The 14674-nt window shown below is 62.4% G+C and carries 20 protein-coding genes; 9 read left to right on the top strand and 11 right to left on the bottom strand.

Annotation, left to right across the window (positions count from 1 at the left end; genetic code table 11):
* Nucleotides 1–4: 4 nt before the first annotated feature.
* Nucleotides 5–910: a prenyltransferase gene (locus EL22_RS05975; protein ID WP_082146690.1), complete on the top strand. Its 906-nt coding sequence runs from the start codon at nt 5–7 to the stop codon at nt 908–910.
* Entirely contained in the window at nt 903–1829 is a 927-nt protein-coding gene (cruF, locus tag EL22_RS05970) for a bisanhydrobacterioruberin hydratase (protein ID WP_082146689.1), read from the top strand. The genes EL22_RS05975 and cruF overlap by 8 nt, the downstream gene beginning before the upstream one ends.
* A gap of 6 nt (nt 1830–1835) precedes the next feature.
* Here cruF and EL22_RS05965 read toward each other — a convergent pair whose 3' ends face one another.
* Entirely contained in the window at nt 1836–2786 is a 951-nt protein-coding gene (locus tag EL22_RS05965) for a phytoene/squalene synthase family protein (RefSeq protein WP_050050629.1), read from the bottom strand.
* Nucleotides 2787–3017: 231 nt separating this feature from the next.
* Nucleotides 3018–4247 carry a TIGR00300 family protein gene (locus EL22_RS05960; RefSeq protein WP_050050628.1) on the bottom strand — a complete coding sequence of 410 codons (1230 nt, stop codon included), beginning with the start codon at nt 4245–4247 and terminating at the stop codon, nt 3018–3020.
* Nucleotides 4248–4433: 186 nt separating this feature from the next.
* On the opposite strand from EL22_RS05960, the gene EL22_RS17910 reads away from it, so the two are divergent.
* The 3 genes from EL22_RS17910 to EL22_RS05950 all read left to right on the top strand — a co-directional run bounded on the left by EL22_RS17910 (nt 4434) and on the right by EL22_RS05950 (nt 5489).
* On the top strand, nt 4434–4595 hold the full coding sequence (locus tag EL22_RS17910) for a hypothetical protein (RefSeq protein ID WP_197075857.1): 162 nt from the start codon (nt 4434–4436) through the stop codon (nt 4593–4595).
* Between the two features lie 112 nt (nt 4596–4707).
* Entirely contained in the window at nt 4708–5151 is a 444-nt protein-coding gene (gene msrB / locus EL22_RS05955) for a peptide-methionine (R)-S-oxide reductase MsrB (RefSeq protein ID WP_050050627.1), read from the top strand.
* Between the two features lie 131 nt (nt 5152–5282).
* Nucleotides 5283–5489 (top strand): DUF2196 domain-containing protein, encoded by a 207-nt coding sequence (locus tag EL22_RS05950; RefSeq protein WP_050050626.1) that lies wholly within the window; start codon nt 5283–5285, stop codon nt 5487–5489.
* 177 nt (nt 5490–5666) lie between these two features.
* Here EL22_RS05950 and EL22_RS05945 read toward each other — a convergent pair whose 3' ends face one another.
* From EL22_RS05945 to EL22_RS05930, 5 genes are read right to left on the bottom strand one after another with little or no spacing between them, the layout of a single operon-like run.
* Nucleotides 5667–5909 carry a hypothetical protein gene (locus EL22_RS05945; protein ID WP_050050625.1) on the bottom strand — a complete coding sequence of 81 codons (243 nt, stop codon included), beginning with the start codon at nt 5907–5909 and terminating at the stop codon, nt 5667–5669.
* On the bottom strand, nt 5906–6751 hold the full coding sequence (locus EL22_RS05940) for a hypothetical protein (protein ID WP_050050624.1): 846 nt from the start codon (nt 6749–6751) through the stop codon (nt 5906–5908). The genes EL22_RS05945 and EL22_RS05940 overlap by 4 nt, the downstream gene beginning before the upstream one ends.
* Complete coding sequence (locus EL22_RS17080) at nt 6744–6965, bottom strand: hypothetical protein (protein ID WP_156184066.1); 222 nt, start codon at nt 6963–6965, stop codon at nt 6744–6746. Before EL22_RS17080 ends, EL22_RS05940 begins: the two co-directional genes overlap by 8 nt.
* 6 nt (nt 6966–6971) lie before the next feature.
* Nucleotides 6972–8285, bottom strand: coding sequence for a hypothetical protein (locus EL22_RS17905; RefSeq protein ID WP_050050623.1), 1314 nt, complete (start codon nt 8283–8285; stop codon nt 6972–6974).
* The gene (locus EL22_RS05930) at nt 8285–8710 is read right to left on the bottom strand and encodes a hypothetical protein (protein ID WP_050050622.1); all 426 of its coding nucleotides are present in this window, start codon (nt 8708–8710) and stop codon (nt 8285–8287) included. Before EL22_RS05930 ends, EL22_RS17905 begins: the two co-directional genes overlap by 1 nt.
* Nucleotides 8711–9333: 623 nt before the next feature.
* Here EL22_RS05930 and EL22_RS05925 point away from each other — a divergent pair.
* Both EL22_RS05925 and EL22_RS05920 read left to right on the top strand, forming a co-directional pair.
* The gene (locus EL22_RS05925) at nt 9334–9546 is read left to right on the top strand and encodes a hypothetical protein (protein ID WP_050050621.1); all 213 of its coding nucleotides are present in this window, start codon (nt 9334–9336) and stop codon (nt 9544–9546) included.
* Complete coding sequence (locus tag EL22_RS05920) at nt 9546–9965, top strand: type II toxin-antitoxin system VapC family toxin (RefSeq protein ID WP_050050620.1); 420 nt, start codon at nt 9546–9548, stop codon at nt 9963–9965. Before EL22_RS05925 ends, EL22_RS05920 begins: the two co-directional genes overlap by 1 nt.
* A gap of 52 nt (nt 9966–10017) precedes the next feature.
* On the opposite strand, the gene EL22_RS05915 is transcribed toward EL22_RS05920, so the two are convergent.
* Together EL22_RS05915 and EL22_RS05910 are read right to left on the bottom strand one after the other, a co-directional pair.
* Nucleotides 10018–11067, bottom strand: a complete 1050-nt coding sequence (locus EL22_RS05915; RefSeq protein WP_050050619.1) for a hypothetical protein — start codon at nt 11065–11067, stop codon at nt 10018–10020.
* Nucleotides 11064–11990 (bottom strand): S49 family peptidase, encoded by a 927-nt coding sequence (locus EL22_RS05910; RefSeq protein ID WP_050050618.1) that lies wholly within the window; start codon nt 11988–11990, stop codon nt 11064–11066. Before EL22_RS05910 ends, EL22_RS05915 begins: the two co-directional genes overlap by 4 nt.
* A gap of 219 nt (nt 11991–12209) precedes the next feature.
* Between EL22_RS05910 and EL22_RS05905 the strand changes: the two genes are divergently transcribed.
* A complete protein-coding gene (locus tag EL22_RS05905) occupies nt 12210–12878 on the top strand; it encodes a helix-turn-helix domain-containing protein (protein WP_050050617.1) in 669 nt (222 codons plus the stop codon).
* 91 nt (nt 12879–12969) lie between these two features.
* Complete coding sequence (locus EL22_RS05900) at nt 12970–13428, top strand: hypothetical protein (RefSeq protein ID WP_050050616.1); 459 nt, start codon at nt 12970–12972, stop codon at nt 13426–13428.
* Between the two features lie 9 nt (nt 13429–13437).
* Here EL22_RS05900 and EL22_RS05895 read toward each other — a convergent pair whose 3' ends face one another.
* Together EL22_RS05895 and EL22_RS18965 are read right to left on the bottom strand one after the other, a co-directional pair.
* A complete protein-coding gene (locus EL22_RS05895) occupies nt 13438–14271 on the bottom strand; it encodes a hypothetical protein (protein WP_050050615.1) in 834 nt (277 codons plus the stop codon).
* A 121-nt stretch (nt 14272–14392) separates the two neighbouring features.
* Nucleotides 14393–14524, bottom strand: coding sequence for a hypothetical protein (locus EL22_RS18965; RefSeq protein ID WP_255349662.1), 132 nt, complete (start codon nt 14522–14524; stop codon nt 14393–14395).
* Nucleotides 14525–14674: the final 150 nt, after the last annotated feature.

Raw genomic sequence — 14674 nt, 5'->3', positions numbered from 1 at the left:
ACCGATGACCGACGACGAACTGAGCGACCACGACGGAACGGTCCGGACCGAGGGAGCTGACGGTGCGAGCACGCTCGAGGGAGCGCTTCGATACCTGCTGGTGCTCTCGCGGCCGCGGTTCTGGCTGTATCTCGCGGGGCCGGTACTCGTCGGCGCAGCCTACGCCGTAGCGTCTGTCGACAGCCTCCTCTCGCTGCCGGTCCTCGCGCTGTTCGCGTACTTTCTGATTCCCGCGAACGTCTTTCTGTACGGGATCAACGACATTTACGACCGAGAAATCGACGCGGCGAACCCGAAAAAATCGGGCCGAGAAACGCGCTACGAGGGCCAGCGGATCGTCGCGCCGGCGGTCGTCGCGTGCGCGCTCGTCCCGCTCTTTTTCGTCGCGCTGGTGCCGTCGGCGGCGTGGCCGTGGCTCGCGGTGTTTCTCTTCCTCGGGGCCGCCTACAGCGCGCCGCCGCTTCGGTTCAAGACCACGCCGTTTCTCGACTCGCTCTCGAACGGGCTCTACATCGCCCCCGCGGGAGCGGCATACGCGGCCGTCACCGGGGCGCACCCTCCCGCGATCGCCGTCCTCGGCGGCTGGCTCTGGGCGATGGGTATGCACACGTTTTCGGCGATTCCCGACATCGAACCCGACAGAACGACCGGCATCCGAACGACCGCGACGGTGCTCGGCGAGAGACGAACCTACGCGTACTGCGGCGTCTGCTGGCTGCTCGCCGCTGTCGCCTTCGGCGCGCTCGAGTACCGACTCGGCGCGCTCATGCTCGTTTATCCGGCGTTTCTCGCGGCCGTCGCGACCGCGAGCGTCGACGTCGATCGAGCGTACTGGTGGTTTCCCGCGATCAACACCGCTGTCGGCGCGATCCTGACCGTGGGCGGCCTCTGGAGGCTGGTGTATGCCTGAGCGCGAAAGTGAGAGCGACGGCCCGGACGCTCCATCCGAGCCGCGACACTCCGACGATACCTCGAGCGCTCGGGGAAGGCGAGCGACCATCCAGCGACGGCTCGAGGCGCTCGTTCGGGAGCACCGATTCACGATCGCGGTCGTCTTTCCGCTCGTCGGCGCGGTGACGTTGCTCGCGAGCGATGCTGGCGTACTCCCGGGGCCGCTCGCGTACAACCCGCTGTTTTTGCTCTTCGGGACGGCGGTCATGCGCTCGCCGCTCGTGGTCGGCTTGCTCCCGGCGGTCGATCGGCGGGCGCTTTCCCTGCTCGCAGCGTTGACGCTCTACACGTACGCCATCGAGGTCGTCGGCGTCCGAACCGACTGGCCCTACGGGGCCTTCGAGTACTCGATCCAGCTCGGCCCGATGCTCTTCGGCGAGGTCCCGATGGCCCTGCCGCTTTTTTTCGTGCCGCTCGTGCTCAACGCGTACCTGTTGACGTTGTCGGTGCTCGAGAAGGCCTCGAACGTCGCGCTGATTCGCCTGCCCGTCGCGGTTCTCGCCGTCGTCGCCGTCGACCTCGTGCTCGATCCCGGTGCGGTGTCGATCGGCTTTTGGACCTACGATCCCGCGGGCGCTTACTACGGCGTCCCCGTCTCGAATTACCTCGGCTGGCTCTTCTCGGGCACCGTCGCGGTCGTCCTCGTCGACCTCGCGTTCGATCGGTCGGCGCTGCGGGCTCGAGTCGCCGACTGCGAGTTCGTCCTCGACGACCTCGTCAGTTTCACGGTGCTGTGGGGTTCGATCAACGTCATCTACGGAAACTGGCTCGCCGCGGGCGTCGCGCTCCTGTTCTGTGCCGGACTGTTTCGGACGGATCGGTACGACCTGGGGACGATCACGTCGGCGCTTTCCCGACGGTGGGAAAAATCGTTCTGAGCGGGTTCACCGCGTCGGCACACCCTCTCCGTGGCCGGGCCCGCGGTGGCCAGGTTCGCTCGGCGGCACGGCCGAGACGCGTTTGAAGACGGCTTCCGGATCGCGATTCCAGTGCCAGTGCCAGCGCGTCTTCGCGAGACACCACAGCTTTCGCGTCGTCGAAAGCGACGGCTCCTCGCTCAGCACGTCGTAGTCCTGTGACCGGATCACGCGGTGGTGTTCGGCGTACAGCACCGCCGCGAGCAAGACCGGCAACTGACAGTCGTTCGGCAGGTACCTGATCCCCGCGACGCCCTCGCGATAGAGACGTTCCGTTCGTTTGAGTTCCGACTGCATCACCGCCGCGAACGAGTCGGAAAACTCGAGGTTCTCCACCGCCGCCTCATCGACGCCGTGTTCGCGCAGGCTCTCGAGCGGGAGGTAGATCCGATCCCGGTCGACGACGTCCTCTCGAACGTCGCGCAGGAAGTTCGTCATCTGGAACGCCTCGCCGAGTTTCACCGCGTGTGGCTGCGCGAGTTCCGCTTCGTCGGCTTCCATGATCGCCGTCATCATCACGCCGACGGCGGCCGCCGAACCGCGCATGTATGCCTCGAGATCGGCGTAGGTCTCGTAGCGGTTCGTTTCGATGTCGGTCTTCATCGCGTCGATGAAGACGTCTATCTCTCGGTCGGCGATGCCGTAGCGCTCACGAAGCTGATCGAACGCCATGAGCACGTCGTCTTCCGGGGGTTGTTCGCCGAGGGCCTGCGCTCGGAGCGACTCGAGCCGAGCGGCCTGTTCGTCCGGGGGCGTTCCGTTCGCGTCGTCGACGACCTCGTCCGCGATTCGAAAGAACGCGTAGAGGACGTGTGTGGCGTGGCGAACCCGTTCCGGAAGGAACCGCGTCGCGAGGTAAAACGTCTTTCCGGTTCGTTTCTGAATCGCCTTGCCCGTCTGGATGTGTTCCCGTTGCATTCTTTCGTTCCTGACCAGTAGCCTTCCGCTCGCTACCCCTGGAGGATGTCTTCCGTACGACAGGTGCATATAAAATAGACACCCCTCACTAGTTGGGTTTCGCCGAATTTTCCTCGAGACAGACTGAGAACCGTCCTGACGGGACGGGCTGTTCCGTTCGTGCGTGCTATTCGAGACGAGCCGTCCCGTTCGTGTCGGGCGGCCGGTCAGTCCTCGGGCAGTTCGTTGGGGTCAGTCCTCGAGCAGTTCGGCGGCGAGCATGGGAACGAACGTCCCGATGTCGGTGACCATGCCGATCGCCTGGGCGCTCCCGCGGTCGAGCAGTTGCGTGACCGTCGCGGGGTTGATGTCGACGCAGACGGTTTTGGTCGTCGACGGGAGGCAGTTCCCAACCGCAACGGAGTGAAGCAACGTCGAGAGCATCAATACGAGATCGGCCTCGCGGGCCTGCTCACGGATCGCGTCTTGGGCTTCGATCGCGTCGGTGATCGTGTCCGGGAGCGGCCCGTCGTCGCGGATCGACCCGGCGAGCACGTAGGGGATATCGTTTCTAACACACTGGTACATCACGCCGCCGTCGACCAGGTCCGCCTCGACGGCCGCCTCGATCCCGCCGACACGGCTGATCTCGCTGATCGTGTAGATGTGGTGTTTGTGGCCCTTTCGGGGGTGCTCGAGCGACTCCGTATCGACCCCGAGGGAGGTTCCATAGCGGTTGCGCTCCAAGTCGTGGACGGCGAAGCCGTTGCCCGCACTCAGGGCGTCGATGTATCCCGCCCGAACAAGGTCCGCGAGCGCGTCTCGGCCGCCGGAGTGGACAATCGCCGGGCCGCAGACGACGAGCACGGTGCCGTCCTCGGCTCGAACCTCGCGCATCTCGTCTGCGATCTCTTCGATCAGCGAGGCGGAGGGGCGCTCGCTCGAGACGCCGCCTTGCATGAAGCCGAACGAACTGCCCCCGTTTCGCGGTCGTTCGGGCGGTTCGACCCTGATCCCGGTTTCGCCGGTGACCACGAGGTCGCCTTTCTCGACGGCGTTGAGCACCTTCGTGCGGACGAGGGGGCCGTCGTCGGTCCGCTCGACGACGAGCGCGCAGTCCATCTCGGGGTTCTCGACTTCGACCCACGAGCCGTCGACGCGGACGAACGTCGGGTGGTTCGTCGTCGAGTAGAAGTCCACGGGGACGACCTCCTCGTCCGGCGCGGCCTCTACCGTTGCGTCCCGCGGGTCCGCGACCGTCGCACCGTTTTGATTCAGTTCGTGCAGGATCGCCCGGAGGTCGTCCGCGGACGCCGCGGAGACGCGCATGCGACAGTACGTCTCGGCGTGTTTGTGTCGACCCACGTCGAACTCCTCGACCTCGAACTCGCCGCCGAGATCCATCACGGCGCCGAAACACCGCCCCATCGCTCCCGAGTCGATGATGTGACCCTCGAGCTCGACGGTTCGCGTATTCGTCATGCGAGTTCCTTCGCGGTCGACCCCCGTCAAAGTGCGTGTCGCGACGGCAGCCGCCGGGTGTCTCCCACGACTACCGAACGTGGCACTCCTCGAGAACCGACGACCAACCCGGGAACCGATAACAGCGCGTGACTCTCAGTCGATGACGTGAAAATTCCTATGGGGGACGATACCGTACGTGTAGGTATGTCCTCGGACTCAGGAACGGCCACTCGCTCGCGGTGTTTGAACTGCGGTTTCGAAGCCGAAGGCGGCTCCTCGGAGTGGCGACGCCTCGAGGTGCCAAAGCTCGGGCGGATGACCCAGTGTCCCGACTGTGAGAGCACGAACGTCATCACCGGCCGGTAGCCGCTCTCCCGTCGGTCGGATCGGTTCGCTCGGAATTCTTCGGGCGGTCCACGACCCGAGACGATCGAGCCGTCCGGACAGACTCTTAGGGCTCTCGCCCGTAGTGGTACGCATGGACCCAGAGACTGACACGCCCTCGAGCGGCGAGTCGACGACCGAGCGCGGAGCCGACCCGGCCGACAAGAGCGACGCGGAGTGGCGCGAGGAACTGACCGACGAGCAGTATCAGATCCTCCGCGAGGCGGGAACCGAGCCGGCGTTCAGCGGCGAGTACGTCGACCACAAAGCCGACGGAAGCTACGCCTGTGCGGGCTGTGGCGCGACGCTTTTCGACTCCGACACCAAGTTCGAGTCCGGCTGCGGCTGGCCGAGTTTCTACGACGTCGACGACGGACGGGTGACCACACACGTCGACACCAGCCACGGAATGCGCCGAACGGAGGTTCGCTGTGGGAACTGTGGCGGCCACCTCGGCCACGTCTTCGAGGACGGCCCCGAACCGACCGGCAAGCGCTTCTGTATCAACTCCGCGGCCCTCGAGTTCGACGACGAGTAACCGCGTGACCTTGCCGACGAGTAGCGACACGACTTCGGCGAGTGACGATGCGATGGTCCCCGCCTCTGAAAAACGACACCGAATATGCAGGCATCACATTTTCGGATCGTTTGCGCGGAGTCGCTAGCACGATGTCTACCGAACGACCGACCGCCGAGGAACTCCGACAGGGGATGACAGTCGAGATCGTCCAGGAAGACGCGGACGTTCAGTCGACCGACGAAGAGCCGATCCACGGCGAGATCGGCACGGTCTACGGCGACGATCCGGACGGCCCCCGCGTGAAGCTGAAAAGCGGTGTCGTCGGTCACGTCCAGTCTGTCGTTGTCGACGAGTAGCGGTCGACTCGGCGTTCGGGTAGCTAACCGTCAGTTCGGGAATCCGCTCGAGCGGCGACTCCGTCGCTGATTCGTCTTGCTGGTTCGTCTCGCTGCTTCGTCTTGCTGGTTCGTCTCGCTGCTTCGTCTTGCTGATTCGTCTCGCAGTTCCGTCCGCCGTTATCGTCGAGAGAAGAATTATTTCACCAGCTTTGATGAAACGGGGCTGTGAAACTGCTCGAGTGTCGTCCATGACCCAGTCTCGAGGTCGACGTCCTCGGGAACCTCGCCTTCGTTGAATAAATCTTGGACCTCGCTGTAGTCGTCCGGTCGACGTCCAACCAGCTTCTCGAATCGGTTCTTGTGTTTGCGCGCGTGGGCGGGCCCGGCAAGTGGGCTTGCGAGGTCCTCGCCACAGACGGAGCACTCGCGATGGCTCATTGGTTCCCTCCCGATACTTCCCGAACATCTCCATAGCATCCGAGTGCAACCGTGATCGTCCGAGCGCGGCCTCGAGTGACACCGAGTTTATCAGCTACGGTACCGAGTGCGTCGAACTCGTCAACAATAGCAAGAACGTCGGCTTCGGTTACGCCATCGGGGAGCGCAACATCGGGTTCGTCCTTCTCGCCATCGACAGCGTCGACGGTGATTTCGTCGGTGTCCTTCTGGACGTCATCGCCGGTGCCCGCCGACGAATCGTCCGCTTCGAGATCGGCATTTGGTACCTCTGACACTCGTTCATTCGTGTTATCTTCGATATATGTTTCGTTTTCCTGACCATCTGGTGATGGGAGAGAGTCGGATTCGTCATCGCCGGTGCCCGCCGGCGAATCGTCCGTGGCGTCCTCCTCGAGGTTAACTGGTGCCTCTAACTCTGACTTGGGTTCGGTAGTGTCGTCCTCGGTGGAGGTGCCGCTTTGTCTCTCGTGAATTCCGTTCTCGACCATCCGGTTGTAGACAGCACTGTAGCCGACCTCGAAGCGCTCGGCGGCAGCGCTGATATTGCCGTCCGCTGCGTTGTATGCTCGCTCGAGATCCTCGGTGTCAGTGTGATCCAGCGTCGCTTCGGTGGCATCGCCCTCATCGTCACGTCGGTCAGCGGCTTCGGTTGGATCACCGAAGCCCTCGAGATCGTCGTCGTGAACAGTGACGGTGAGTTGGCCGTGGAGCGTTTCGTCGTCGGCCTCGAGCAACCGAGCGTCGTCGATGTCGATCGATGTGTCCTGGAAGACATCGACGACGTCGGCGAATCGACGAAGTCCGTCGGCGGTATCACTCATCGGAATCACCGTAGACGGGTTCGTCGAACTTCGCCCCACAGCGGTTACAGTAGTGCGATGGTCCGCCTGGATTACTAGATGGTTTCCCAGTCTTCTTCCGAACCGCGAGTTGGTTGCATTCCGGACAGCGCGGACGCTCGTTGTGTGGCGTCGTCGACGGTGCCTGGCGAGCGTGCTTGAGGTCAAAATCGTCGGGGACGAGTTCACTGCTCACCGACGGTCACCCCCTTGCTTCGGGTGGAGTTCTCAGACTGTTGTTCAGTGGCCGTACCCCTTGACCAGTAAACCGTACTGCACTTCTCGGAGCAAAACAGCTGTGTGTGTGTCCTGCACGGCGTCGTGGGTTGTTTCCGAGCGGACCGCCGCACTGTTCACACCGTTCCGTTTCATCCACACACTGACCGCCATCGGTCGCGACTGCCCGCTCGAGATCGACATCGTGCATCTCCTTGCGCGCGTGGCGCTCCATTTCGTCGGAGACATCCACGAGGTCGGTGTCGCGGTAGGACCACGAACAGTCCTCACAGTCCGCTCGATGTTGTGGACGTCCACCGTCGGCGATCGCCTGTTGGTCCTGACAGTCGTGACGGATCAACTCGCCGAGCGTCTCAAACGTGTTCTCACAGAGGTCACAGTAGTGGGCGTCACCTGCGAGGAAGGCATCGCGACCGCCGTCGGCGGCGATCGCCTTCTGAACTGTCTGACAGAACGGGCATCGTTCGTTCGCCTCGACGATAACATGATTCACGGTCGAATCCGGGCACTGGTGAGCGACTCGAGTATGATCGATCTCGAGGTCGCCCTGACAGTCGGGGCAGCTCGTGATCGACATCGTCCCGCGAGCAACGATCGTCTGGTAGTTACAAGGGTCACACATTAAGACAACGAGATCATCGGGGTTGTGGCCACCGTCGGTCACCACGGCCTGCTCGAGTCGATCGCGGACGTGCTGATGGATGTCGGCGCGACGATGCTCGAGTTCGTACTCGTCGACGACGTAGTTGATCGCAACGGTTGTACTGTCGCCGGCGTCGATCAACGTCGCGGCTTCGCGAACGGCGCGATCAACCTGCTCGGATTCCCGAATCCCACCATCGGCTCGGACTTCGTTTGCACTCTCGTGACGTGCGTCAACGGCGCTGTCCTCGAAGTTGTGGGCGCGCTTGAGGACTTGTCGGAACTTGTCTTTCCGCGCCGTTGGGATCGCGGAATCCGCGGGTGGGCGTTTGCACACCGATGGCGGAACTCCGTCGCGATCACACAGCGTCCAGTCCTCACTGGTTGCGCGGTAACGGGTCTCGAGGCCGATCTCGAGGTCGCGCGTCACGCCAAGGACGGCGATCGACGCGGCGTTGGTGTTCTCTCCCCACCCGCGTCGGATGGCGATCGTGTAGAATCGGCGCTCGTTCTCGGTGGGTTCTGGATAGTCGGCGTCCGCGAACGTGCCTGCGTCGGCCCACTGGATCGGTCCCCACTCGAGGCCGTCGCCATCCATCACGACTGGTTCGGGGTAGAGGCAGTTATAGGAAGCCATCACCGCTCACCTCTATCGATCTGTTTGGTGCCGTCGACCTCGTCGTAGACGGCCTCGAGGATTCGGTGAGCATGTGCGAACGCCGCGCCTTTCTCGACGCCATCGGCCATCCGATCGTACGTAACGACGTCGATGTCCTCGAGGCGCGGAAGGTGGGTCTGGTAGAGGGCGACGTAGACGGCTTTGCGTTCGTCGCTGGTGAGCTGGGCGGGCGGTTTCTCGAACTGGCCCATCGCGACGATCTCGGCGAGATTCCTGAGTGGGATCGGCTCGTCGGCCCGCTCGAGGGCGTGTAGGGCCAGCCGTCGTCGCTCGTTGTCGACGATCAGCGAGACATCGTCAATCTCGAGTGGTGTCTCGAGGGTGTGGTCGGCGTCGGTGCCGCTGCCGAACAGGCTGTCGACGACCGTTCCGACGACGCTCATAGGCGCACCCCGTAGAAGAACTTTGAGTCGTGGCGGTCGGCGCGCTCGAGAACTCGGGCTAGGTACGTCGATGGGGTAGCGTTATCCCCATCGCGTGTGTGCGAGTTACCTAGACGGGGCTGCTGGCCTGAATAACCTCCCGTCTGTGCTGCCGCGTCTTCGCGCGGCGGTTTTTCGGACTGATGATCGGTGTCTGGAGAGTCATCTCGGCCATGTGGATGGCCGGCAGTACTGCGTTCTGTGGGGCAATCTCTTTTTACCCCGGTGTACTCGTTGATCATGGTCGGAAACCTCGCCACGAGGTTCGACCCGACCCCGACGTGCTGATGACACGTCGGACCTTTCAGCCCGAAAGGGACCGGGTCATTATACCTATTGAGACTCGGGTTATATAGTCCTTTCTGTGGATAATACAGTTGGCAGTAGGCTAGTAACTGTCGGTACTGTTTTACCTACAGAGAATTGATTTACACCAACACAGCTATGAGTTCCACAGTTGAATCGGTGGGCGTGGCTAGAAAGCGCGCTGATTGGATGACGCGGACGGACGAAATGATTTTGGAGACGATGAGAGACGAGGGTAATATGACAGTCTTCGAGTTCCGGACGACTTAAAGAAAGAGATGGACGAACACGGCGAAATCAACTGGAGCGCCGTCATCAGGTCCAACATCGAAGAGGAGATCGAGCAGTTAGAAGCGCGCAACACCGGTCACGCGGTAGCGACGAGCGAACGGTTAAGCAACGAAATTGACGAGGACGACGTACAAAACGAAAACACGGCTGAGATCGTCCGCGAGTGGCGAGAGAAGCGATACGGGGCGGACGGTAACTGATGTCCGCGATCGTCGTCGACACGAGTGTCGTCGTCAAGTGGTACATTCCCGAACAGCACCACGAGCAGGCTCGAGCGTTACGCGATGCGTATCTCGAGGGGAAATTCGACCTCGTCGCTCCAGCACTCATGCCGTTCGAGGCGATCAACGCGCTCAGATATAGCGGCCACTACGATGGCGACCGCCTCGAAGCAGCCGCTGAATCGCTTCCCGAGTACGGTATCGATCTCGTGCCGTTCACAGAAAGTGGCTCCGTCGCAGCGATTGCAGACGACCTCGACAGTACGATCTACGACGCTTCGTACGTCGCACTCGCTCAGAAGCTCGATACGAAAGTGTACACCGCCGACAGAAAGCTACTCGAGGATCTCGACAGTGAGTACACCGAGCTAGCGGAGCACATTCGAAGGTATTCCTAGGAACCGGTATCGAAACGCCAAAATTTCGAGACGGAGAGCGTACTGTTTACCGTTACGCCGACTCGTTGTTCATCTCCGGAATGTCTTCAGCACCGCCCACCGGAATCTGCGATTGGCCGCCCGTCGACGGTTGTCCCGCAGGTGTTTGGTTACCTGCACCCGGAAGGCTCGCCTCGTCGACCGAGCCCGTCACGAGGAAGTCGGCGACGTTGCCGACGAGGACGTTGTTGTCCGCGCGGTGTGCGTTTTCGGGCTCGAGGAAACTCGAGTCGCCGATCACCGCGACATCTCCATCGACCGCGGCAACGCCGTAGGAGCCGTCTTCACGCGTCGTCGACATCGTTGCTTCCGTCTCGAGGACGGCATCGCCGTCACTCGAGCCGACGGCGGAACTACTCCGGAAGACGACTTCCTCGACGCCGTCGGTCAGGTCGGAACTGCCGGTCGGTTCGGCGAAGATGCTGAGGTAGTTATTGTCGTTTTCGGTGAGGTTGTAGAGGTAGCCTGCTTCGGTATACAGCCCGTTCGAAGCGCCGAGTTCGGCGACGGTAGCCGAGCTACCCGGATTGGCGGTCATCACGAATCGACCACCGGCATCGGTGAAGGTCGAGATGGTTTCGCGATCCTGTTCGGTGAACGAGACGGAGCCTGGCGCGATGAACGCGTCGGCGTCACTGAGCGCCTGCGAGAGTTGTCCGTCGGTCGCCGCTCCGGCGTAGAATTCGACCTCGTGGCCGTTCTCGATGAGGGTCGTGACGAGCGGGGTAACGCCCCGTTCGGTACCGCCGAGGGACCCGGTCGAGAGTTCGGGACCGTCTCCGGTGTCCTGAATCGGCAGTTGTCCGAGCGAGGTCTGCCCGCCGGCCGCTCCGCCGGTGTGAATCACGACAGTGTTCGTCTGCGCTTGACTGTCCATCGTGATCTCGCCACCGTCCGACGTTTCAGCGGGGAGTGCTTCGTCCGGTTGGAAGTGATCCTGTTCGGTATCGGGCAGGTCTGGCGTGCCGTCCTCGACGACGACCGTTCCGGCGGCGACGAGACCGATCGTCACCACGAATCCGAAGACGAACGTGGCGAGAAGCGTCCGAGCGCTCGCGCTCATTGCTGGTCACCTCCGGACTCCACAGCGACGGTGGAATCCGGCAGTTGCGGTGCGACCTCGTGGTGCCAGACCTCCGGTGCGATCAGTTGCGGTTGGTAGGGATTGATGCTCGAGTCGTCCGACGCCTCGATGGTCGCCTCGCCCCCTGCAGTCGTCTCGAGTCCGAGAAGACCGACGTCGCTCGACTCGCTTCGGTTAAACTCGAGGTTATAGGAGTCAAGTCCTGCAGAGTCGGCCGCGTCGTGGATCGCGTCGTCGAGCGTGCCGATCTCGTCGGCGTATCCGTTGCCGACCGCTTCGACACCGTAGTAGGTCCGGGCGTGTGCGACTTCTTCGCGATCCAGCGAGATTTTGTCGCCGCGTTGTTCCATGACGCTGTCGATGAACGTTTCTTGGATCAATTCGCTCCCGGCGCGGTCGTCCTCGGGGTGGAGCGATCCTTTGTCGGGGCCGCTCTGTCCCGCGCTCGGGCCGGTCGGGGTCGGTGCCGGTCCGGTCACGCCGACGCTACCCACAGCGGAGGAGGGAGAAACGTAGATCCTGTCGGCGGGTACCATCGCGTAGTAAGCACCCGAAGCACCCATCGAGTCGACGTACGCGGTTACCGGCATCTCATCGGTGGTCCGTTCGACTGCGGTGTACATCCGCTCGCTCGAGGCGGGTTGGCCGCCACCGCTGTCTACCTCGAGAACGACCGCCTCGACGGAGTCGTTGTGCCGCGCCTCGCGGAGTTCGTCTTCGAACTGTTGGGACGTGTCCGAGTCGATCATACCACTTACTTCGACGACCTTTACCGTCCCCTCCCCGCCACTTCCGAAGGCGTACACCTGCGGGGCTACGAGTGCGCCGGCGGCGATTGCGAGCAACGCGACCACGGCAACTTGCTGTCCTCGTGAAAGCCTGTTAAATGGCCATAAAGTCATGTAAGCTGGTATTCACACATACGGTACATAACTCGCGGAGGGAAGTTTCTGACTCAGAAAACGCGGGCGGAACCCGAAGTGACTGACTGACTACGGTTTTGTCGTCCGAAACGACATCGGTGACCGCGCGCCCGACTAGTCTGTCGGAGTTACTGTCCGAACGAACGGCGCTAATATGTTTGGAAGTGCGGTTATTGCGCGTTCAGCGCTATCGGAGGTATGGCTTCAATAGCGGACATCGAATTGGCCGCGTCCGAAACGAGCCTCGGAGACGTCTTCGAGGAGATTCCCACGCTCTCCTGTGAGATGGAGCAGGTGATCGCCTCGAGCAATCGAACGCTGTGGTTGTCGGGATCGACGGCCGCAGAAATCGAGTCGGCGCTCGAGGATGCGAGCGCGATCCGAACGGTTACGCAGATCGGCGGCGGTGACGATCGATGGCTGTACGACATCGAGTTCCATCCGCGAAGCGCCGACGTCTTCGAAATAGTCGATGCGGAGGGTGGGACCGTCCTCTCGGCGAGTGCCGCTGAAGGAGTGTGGCGGTTCAGCGTTCGATTCCGCGAGCGTGAGACTATCGAAACGTTCTACGAGCACCTTCGTTCGGCCGGTCTCGAGCCGACGATCGTTCGGCTGTTCGATCCGACGACCGAGATGCACACGCGGTACGGATTGACGACACAGCAGTACCACACCCTTCTCGCGGCGGTCGAGCGAGGCTATTTCGAGATCCCACGCAAGATCACGATGCAAGAGTTATCCGACGAGCTGGGCGTATCACATCAGGCGCTATCCGAACGGCTTCGACGCGCGTACCGCGCGCTCGTGACCGCCGAGTTCGAGACATCTGCTGGTCGGGGAAACGCGGGGTTCACGTCGCCGGTCTGATCGAAGCGGTCGGAAGCGACGAGCGGTCGCCGTGTCACTGTCACTTGCAAGCATTACCGGCATACCGATCTCTCCCGTGGTGGACAGTGCAATGTGCGCACAATTCACCGACGACGACGTGGGAAAGAGCGTCGTCAACGAGAACGGCGACGAGGTCGGAATCGTTGCTGACGTCGAACACGGGACCGCACACGTCAAACCTGATGCGGGTATCACCGACACGATAAAGGCGAAACTCGGGTGGCAGGACACCGACGAGGAGATGTTCCCGCTCCAGGAAGAGGCCGTCGCTCGCGTCTCCGACGACGAAGTACGACTCGAGGGCGATCTCGGTGACACGGGCGACGCCGGCACCGGCACCACCGCGGGCGCCGGTTCAACGGCGGGAGACGACTCGAGGCAGACTGACGACGACGGCATCCTCGACGATGATGATGGGGGTTTGATGGACGATGACGACGACGGCCTGATGGACGACGATTCGCGAGACGACAGAACACGGACGGACGATAACAGAAGCCGTACCGACGACGATGACGACCGTCTCTAGACGGCCCGACTAACCGTTCGGTTCCCCGTGGGAGACGCCCGATCGCTGATCAGCCCGCATGCGTCGCAGCGTCGCCCGACCGTTGCTCGCCTCGTACCCGAAGAGCACCGACTCGGCGTAGGCGTCGGCGACGTTCGCGGCGCCGATGAGATCGTCGATCTCGATATCGATGGCGTACAACTCGATACTGAAGGGGGTCTCGAGCGCGCTTTCGAACCCCTTCGCGATCGTCTCGAGCCAGTAGGTCGTCGAGTAGGCCATGTCGTACAGCGGAACGACGAACTCGTCGACGACGGGCTCGATCGCTTCGAGATCGATCCCCGCGCGCTCGTAGAGGTGTCCGGGGTAGGGGTCGGGATACAGCGTCATGTAGACGCGTCCGGGGATTCGATCCGCAGCCTCGACGACGAACTCCGTGATGACGCTCGCGCGCCACTCGAGACGGTCGTCGTACTCGCTCTCGGCGAAGCGCTCTGTACAGGTATCACAGTGACAGTACTCGGCCCGCGGGAAGCCGATGTCGTCGAGTCGAACGTCCCCGTTTGCCGCGACGCAGTCGTCGATGATCTCGAACAGCCCCTCGCGGTACTCCTCGCGGGTCGGGCAGATGTACGCCCAGTCGAAGTAGGGCCGGTCTCGAGTGGCGGCGTTTCCCTCGTCATCGATCGGGACCAGCGACGGTTCGGCGTCGGCCGCCGCGTTGTCACCGAAACACGAGACCATGTTCACCGCGTTCTCGGCGGGCGCTGCGGACCTGCCGGTCACGTCTTTGACTTCGTAAAAGGCGCGATCGAACTCCGGCCAGTCAAGTTCGTCTTCGTTGCGCGTGACGACGCCGTACATAGTCGTCCGTACGACGCCGCACGGGTAAGCGGTTCGGGTTTCCCGTCTGCTGGCGGCGGGCCGTTCGACCGGTGTCCGAACTACCACCAGTCCGGCCTATTCGATCGAGTTGGTTGGCGTGTTATTCCGTCTGCTCGGCCTTCTCGGCCGGTTCGAAATCGTACTCGACCTCCGAAGACCCGCTCCCGGAGAAGACCTTCCAGAGGACGGCGATTGCGAACAGGGCGACTAGGATTTTGAGTGTGCGCGACATATCCAGTCAATACTACGGCCACAACGTATTTATGATTTCTGTTAGTTCACGGGGGCTGATCCATCGCCGAACCGGTTTTACGGCCCCTCCAGGCGACGGCCTCGAGGTTCGACTCCGAACGGAAGCCCACTCGCTCGAGAACGAGGGCGG

The organism is Halostagnicola sp. A56 (assembly GCF_000691505.1).
Lineage (GTDB): Archaea > Halobacteriota > Halobacteria > Halobacteriales > Natrialbaceae > Halostagnicola.
Note: the sequence above shows the minus strand (reverse complement) of the source record. Positions and strands in the feature narration are given on the sequence as shown.

Excerpts from the sequence above, each read along its gene's own strand:
- EL22_RS05945 (WP_050050625.1), bottom strand. The coding sequence starts at position 5,909 with ATGAGCCATCGCGAGTGCTCCGTCTGTGGCGAGGACCTCGCAAGCCCA.
- EL22_RS17910 (WP_197075857.1), top strand. The coding sequence starts at position 4,434 with ATGTCCTCGGACTCAGGAACGGCCACTCGCTCGCGGTGTTTGAACTGC.
- EL22_RS05940 (WP_050050624.1), bottom strand. The coding sequence starts at position 6,751 with ATGAGTGATACCGCCGACGGACTTCGTCGATTCGCCGACGTCGTCGAT.
- EL22_RS18965 (WP_255349662.1), bottom strand. The coding sequence starts at position 14,524 with ATGTCGCGCACACTCAAAATCCTAGTCGCCCTGTTCGCAATCGCCGTC.
- EL22_RS05975 (WP_082146690.1), top strand. The coding sequence starts at position 5 with ATGACCGACGACGAACTGAGCGACCACGACGGAACGGTCCGGACCGAG.
- EL22_RS05960 (WP_050050628.1), bottom strand. The coding sequence starts at position 4,247 with ATGACGAATACGCGAACCGTCGAGCTCGAGGGTCACATCATCGACTCG.
- EL22_RS05910 (WP_050050618.1), bottom strand. The coding sequence starts at position 11,990 with ATGACTTTATGGCCATTTAACAGGCTTTCACGAGGACAGCAAGTTGCC.
- EL22_RS17905 (WP_050050623.1), bottom strand. The coding sequence starts at position 8,285 with ATGGCTTCCTATAACTGCCTCTACCCCGAACCAGTCGTGATGGATGGC.
- cruF (WP_082146689.1), top strand. The coding sequence starts at position 903 with ATGCCTGAGCGCGAAAGTGAGAGCGACGGCCCGGACGCTCCATCCGAG.
- EL22_RS05895 (WP_050050615.1), bottom strand. The coding sequence starts at position 14,271 with ATGTACGGCGTCGTCACGCGCAACGAAGACGAACTTGACTGGCCGGAG.
- EL22_RS05905 (WP_050050617.1), top strand. The coding sequence starts at position 12,210 with ATGGCTTCAATAGCGGACATCGAATTGGCCGCGTCCGAAACGAGCCTC.
- EL22_RS05965 (WP_050050629.1), bottom strand. The coding sequence starts at position 2,786 with ATGCAACGGGAACACATCCAGACGGGCAAGGCGATTCAGAAACGAACC.
- EL22_RS05950 (WP_050050626.1), top strand. The coding sequence starts at position 5,283 with ATGTCTACCGAACGACCGACCGCCGAGGAACTCCGACAGGGGATGACA.
- EL22_RS05900 (WP_050050616.1), top strand. The coding sequence starts at position 12,970 with ATGTGCGCACAATTCACCGACGACGACGTGGGAAAGAGCGTCGTCAAC.
- EL22_RS05915 (WP_050050619.1), bottom strand. The coding sequence starts at position 11,067 with ATGAGCGCGAGCGCTCGGACGCTTCTCGCCACGTTCGTCTTCGGATTC.
- EL22_RS05920 (WP_050050620.1), top strand. The coding sequence starts at position 9,546 with ATGTCCGCGATCGTCGTCGACACGAGTGTCGTCGTCAAGTGGTACATT.
- EL22_RS05930 (WP_050050622.1), bottom strand. The coding sequence starts at position 8,710 with ATGAGCGTCGTCGGAACGGTCGTCGACAGCCTGTTCGGCAGCGGCACC.
- EL22_RS05925 (WP_050050621.1), top strand. The coding sequence starts at position 9,334 with ATGGACGAACACGGCGAAATCAACTGGAGCGCCGTCATCAGGTCCAAC.
- msrB (WP_050050627.1), top strand. The coding sequence starts at position 4,708 with ATGGACCCAGAGACTGACACGCCCTCGAGCGGCGAGTCGACGACCGAG.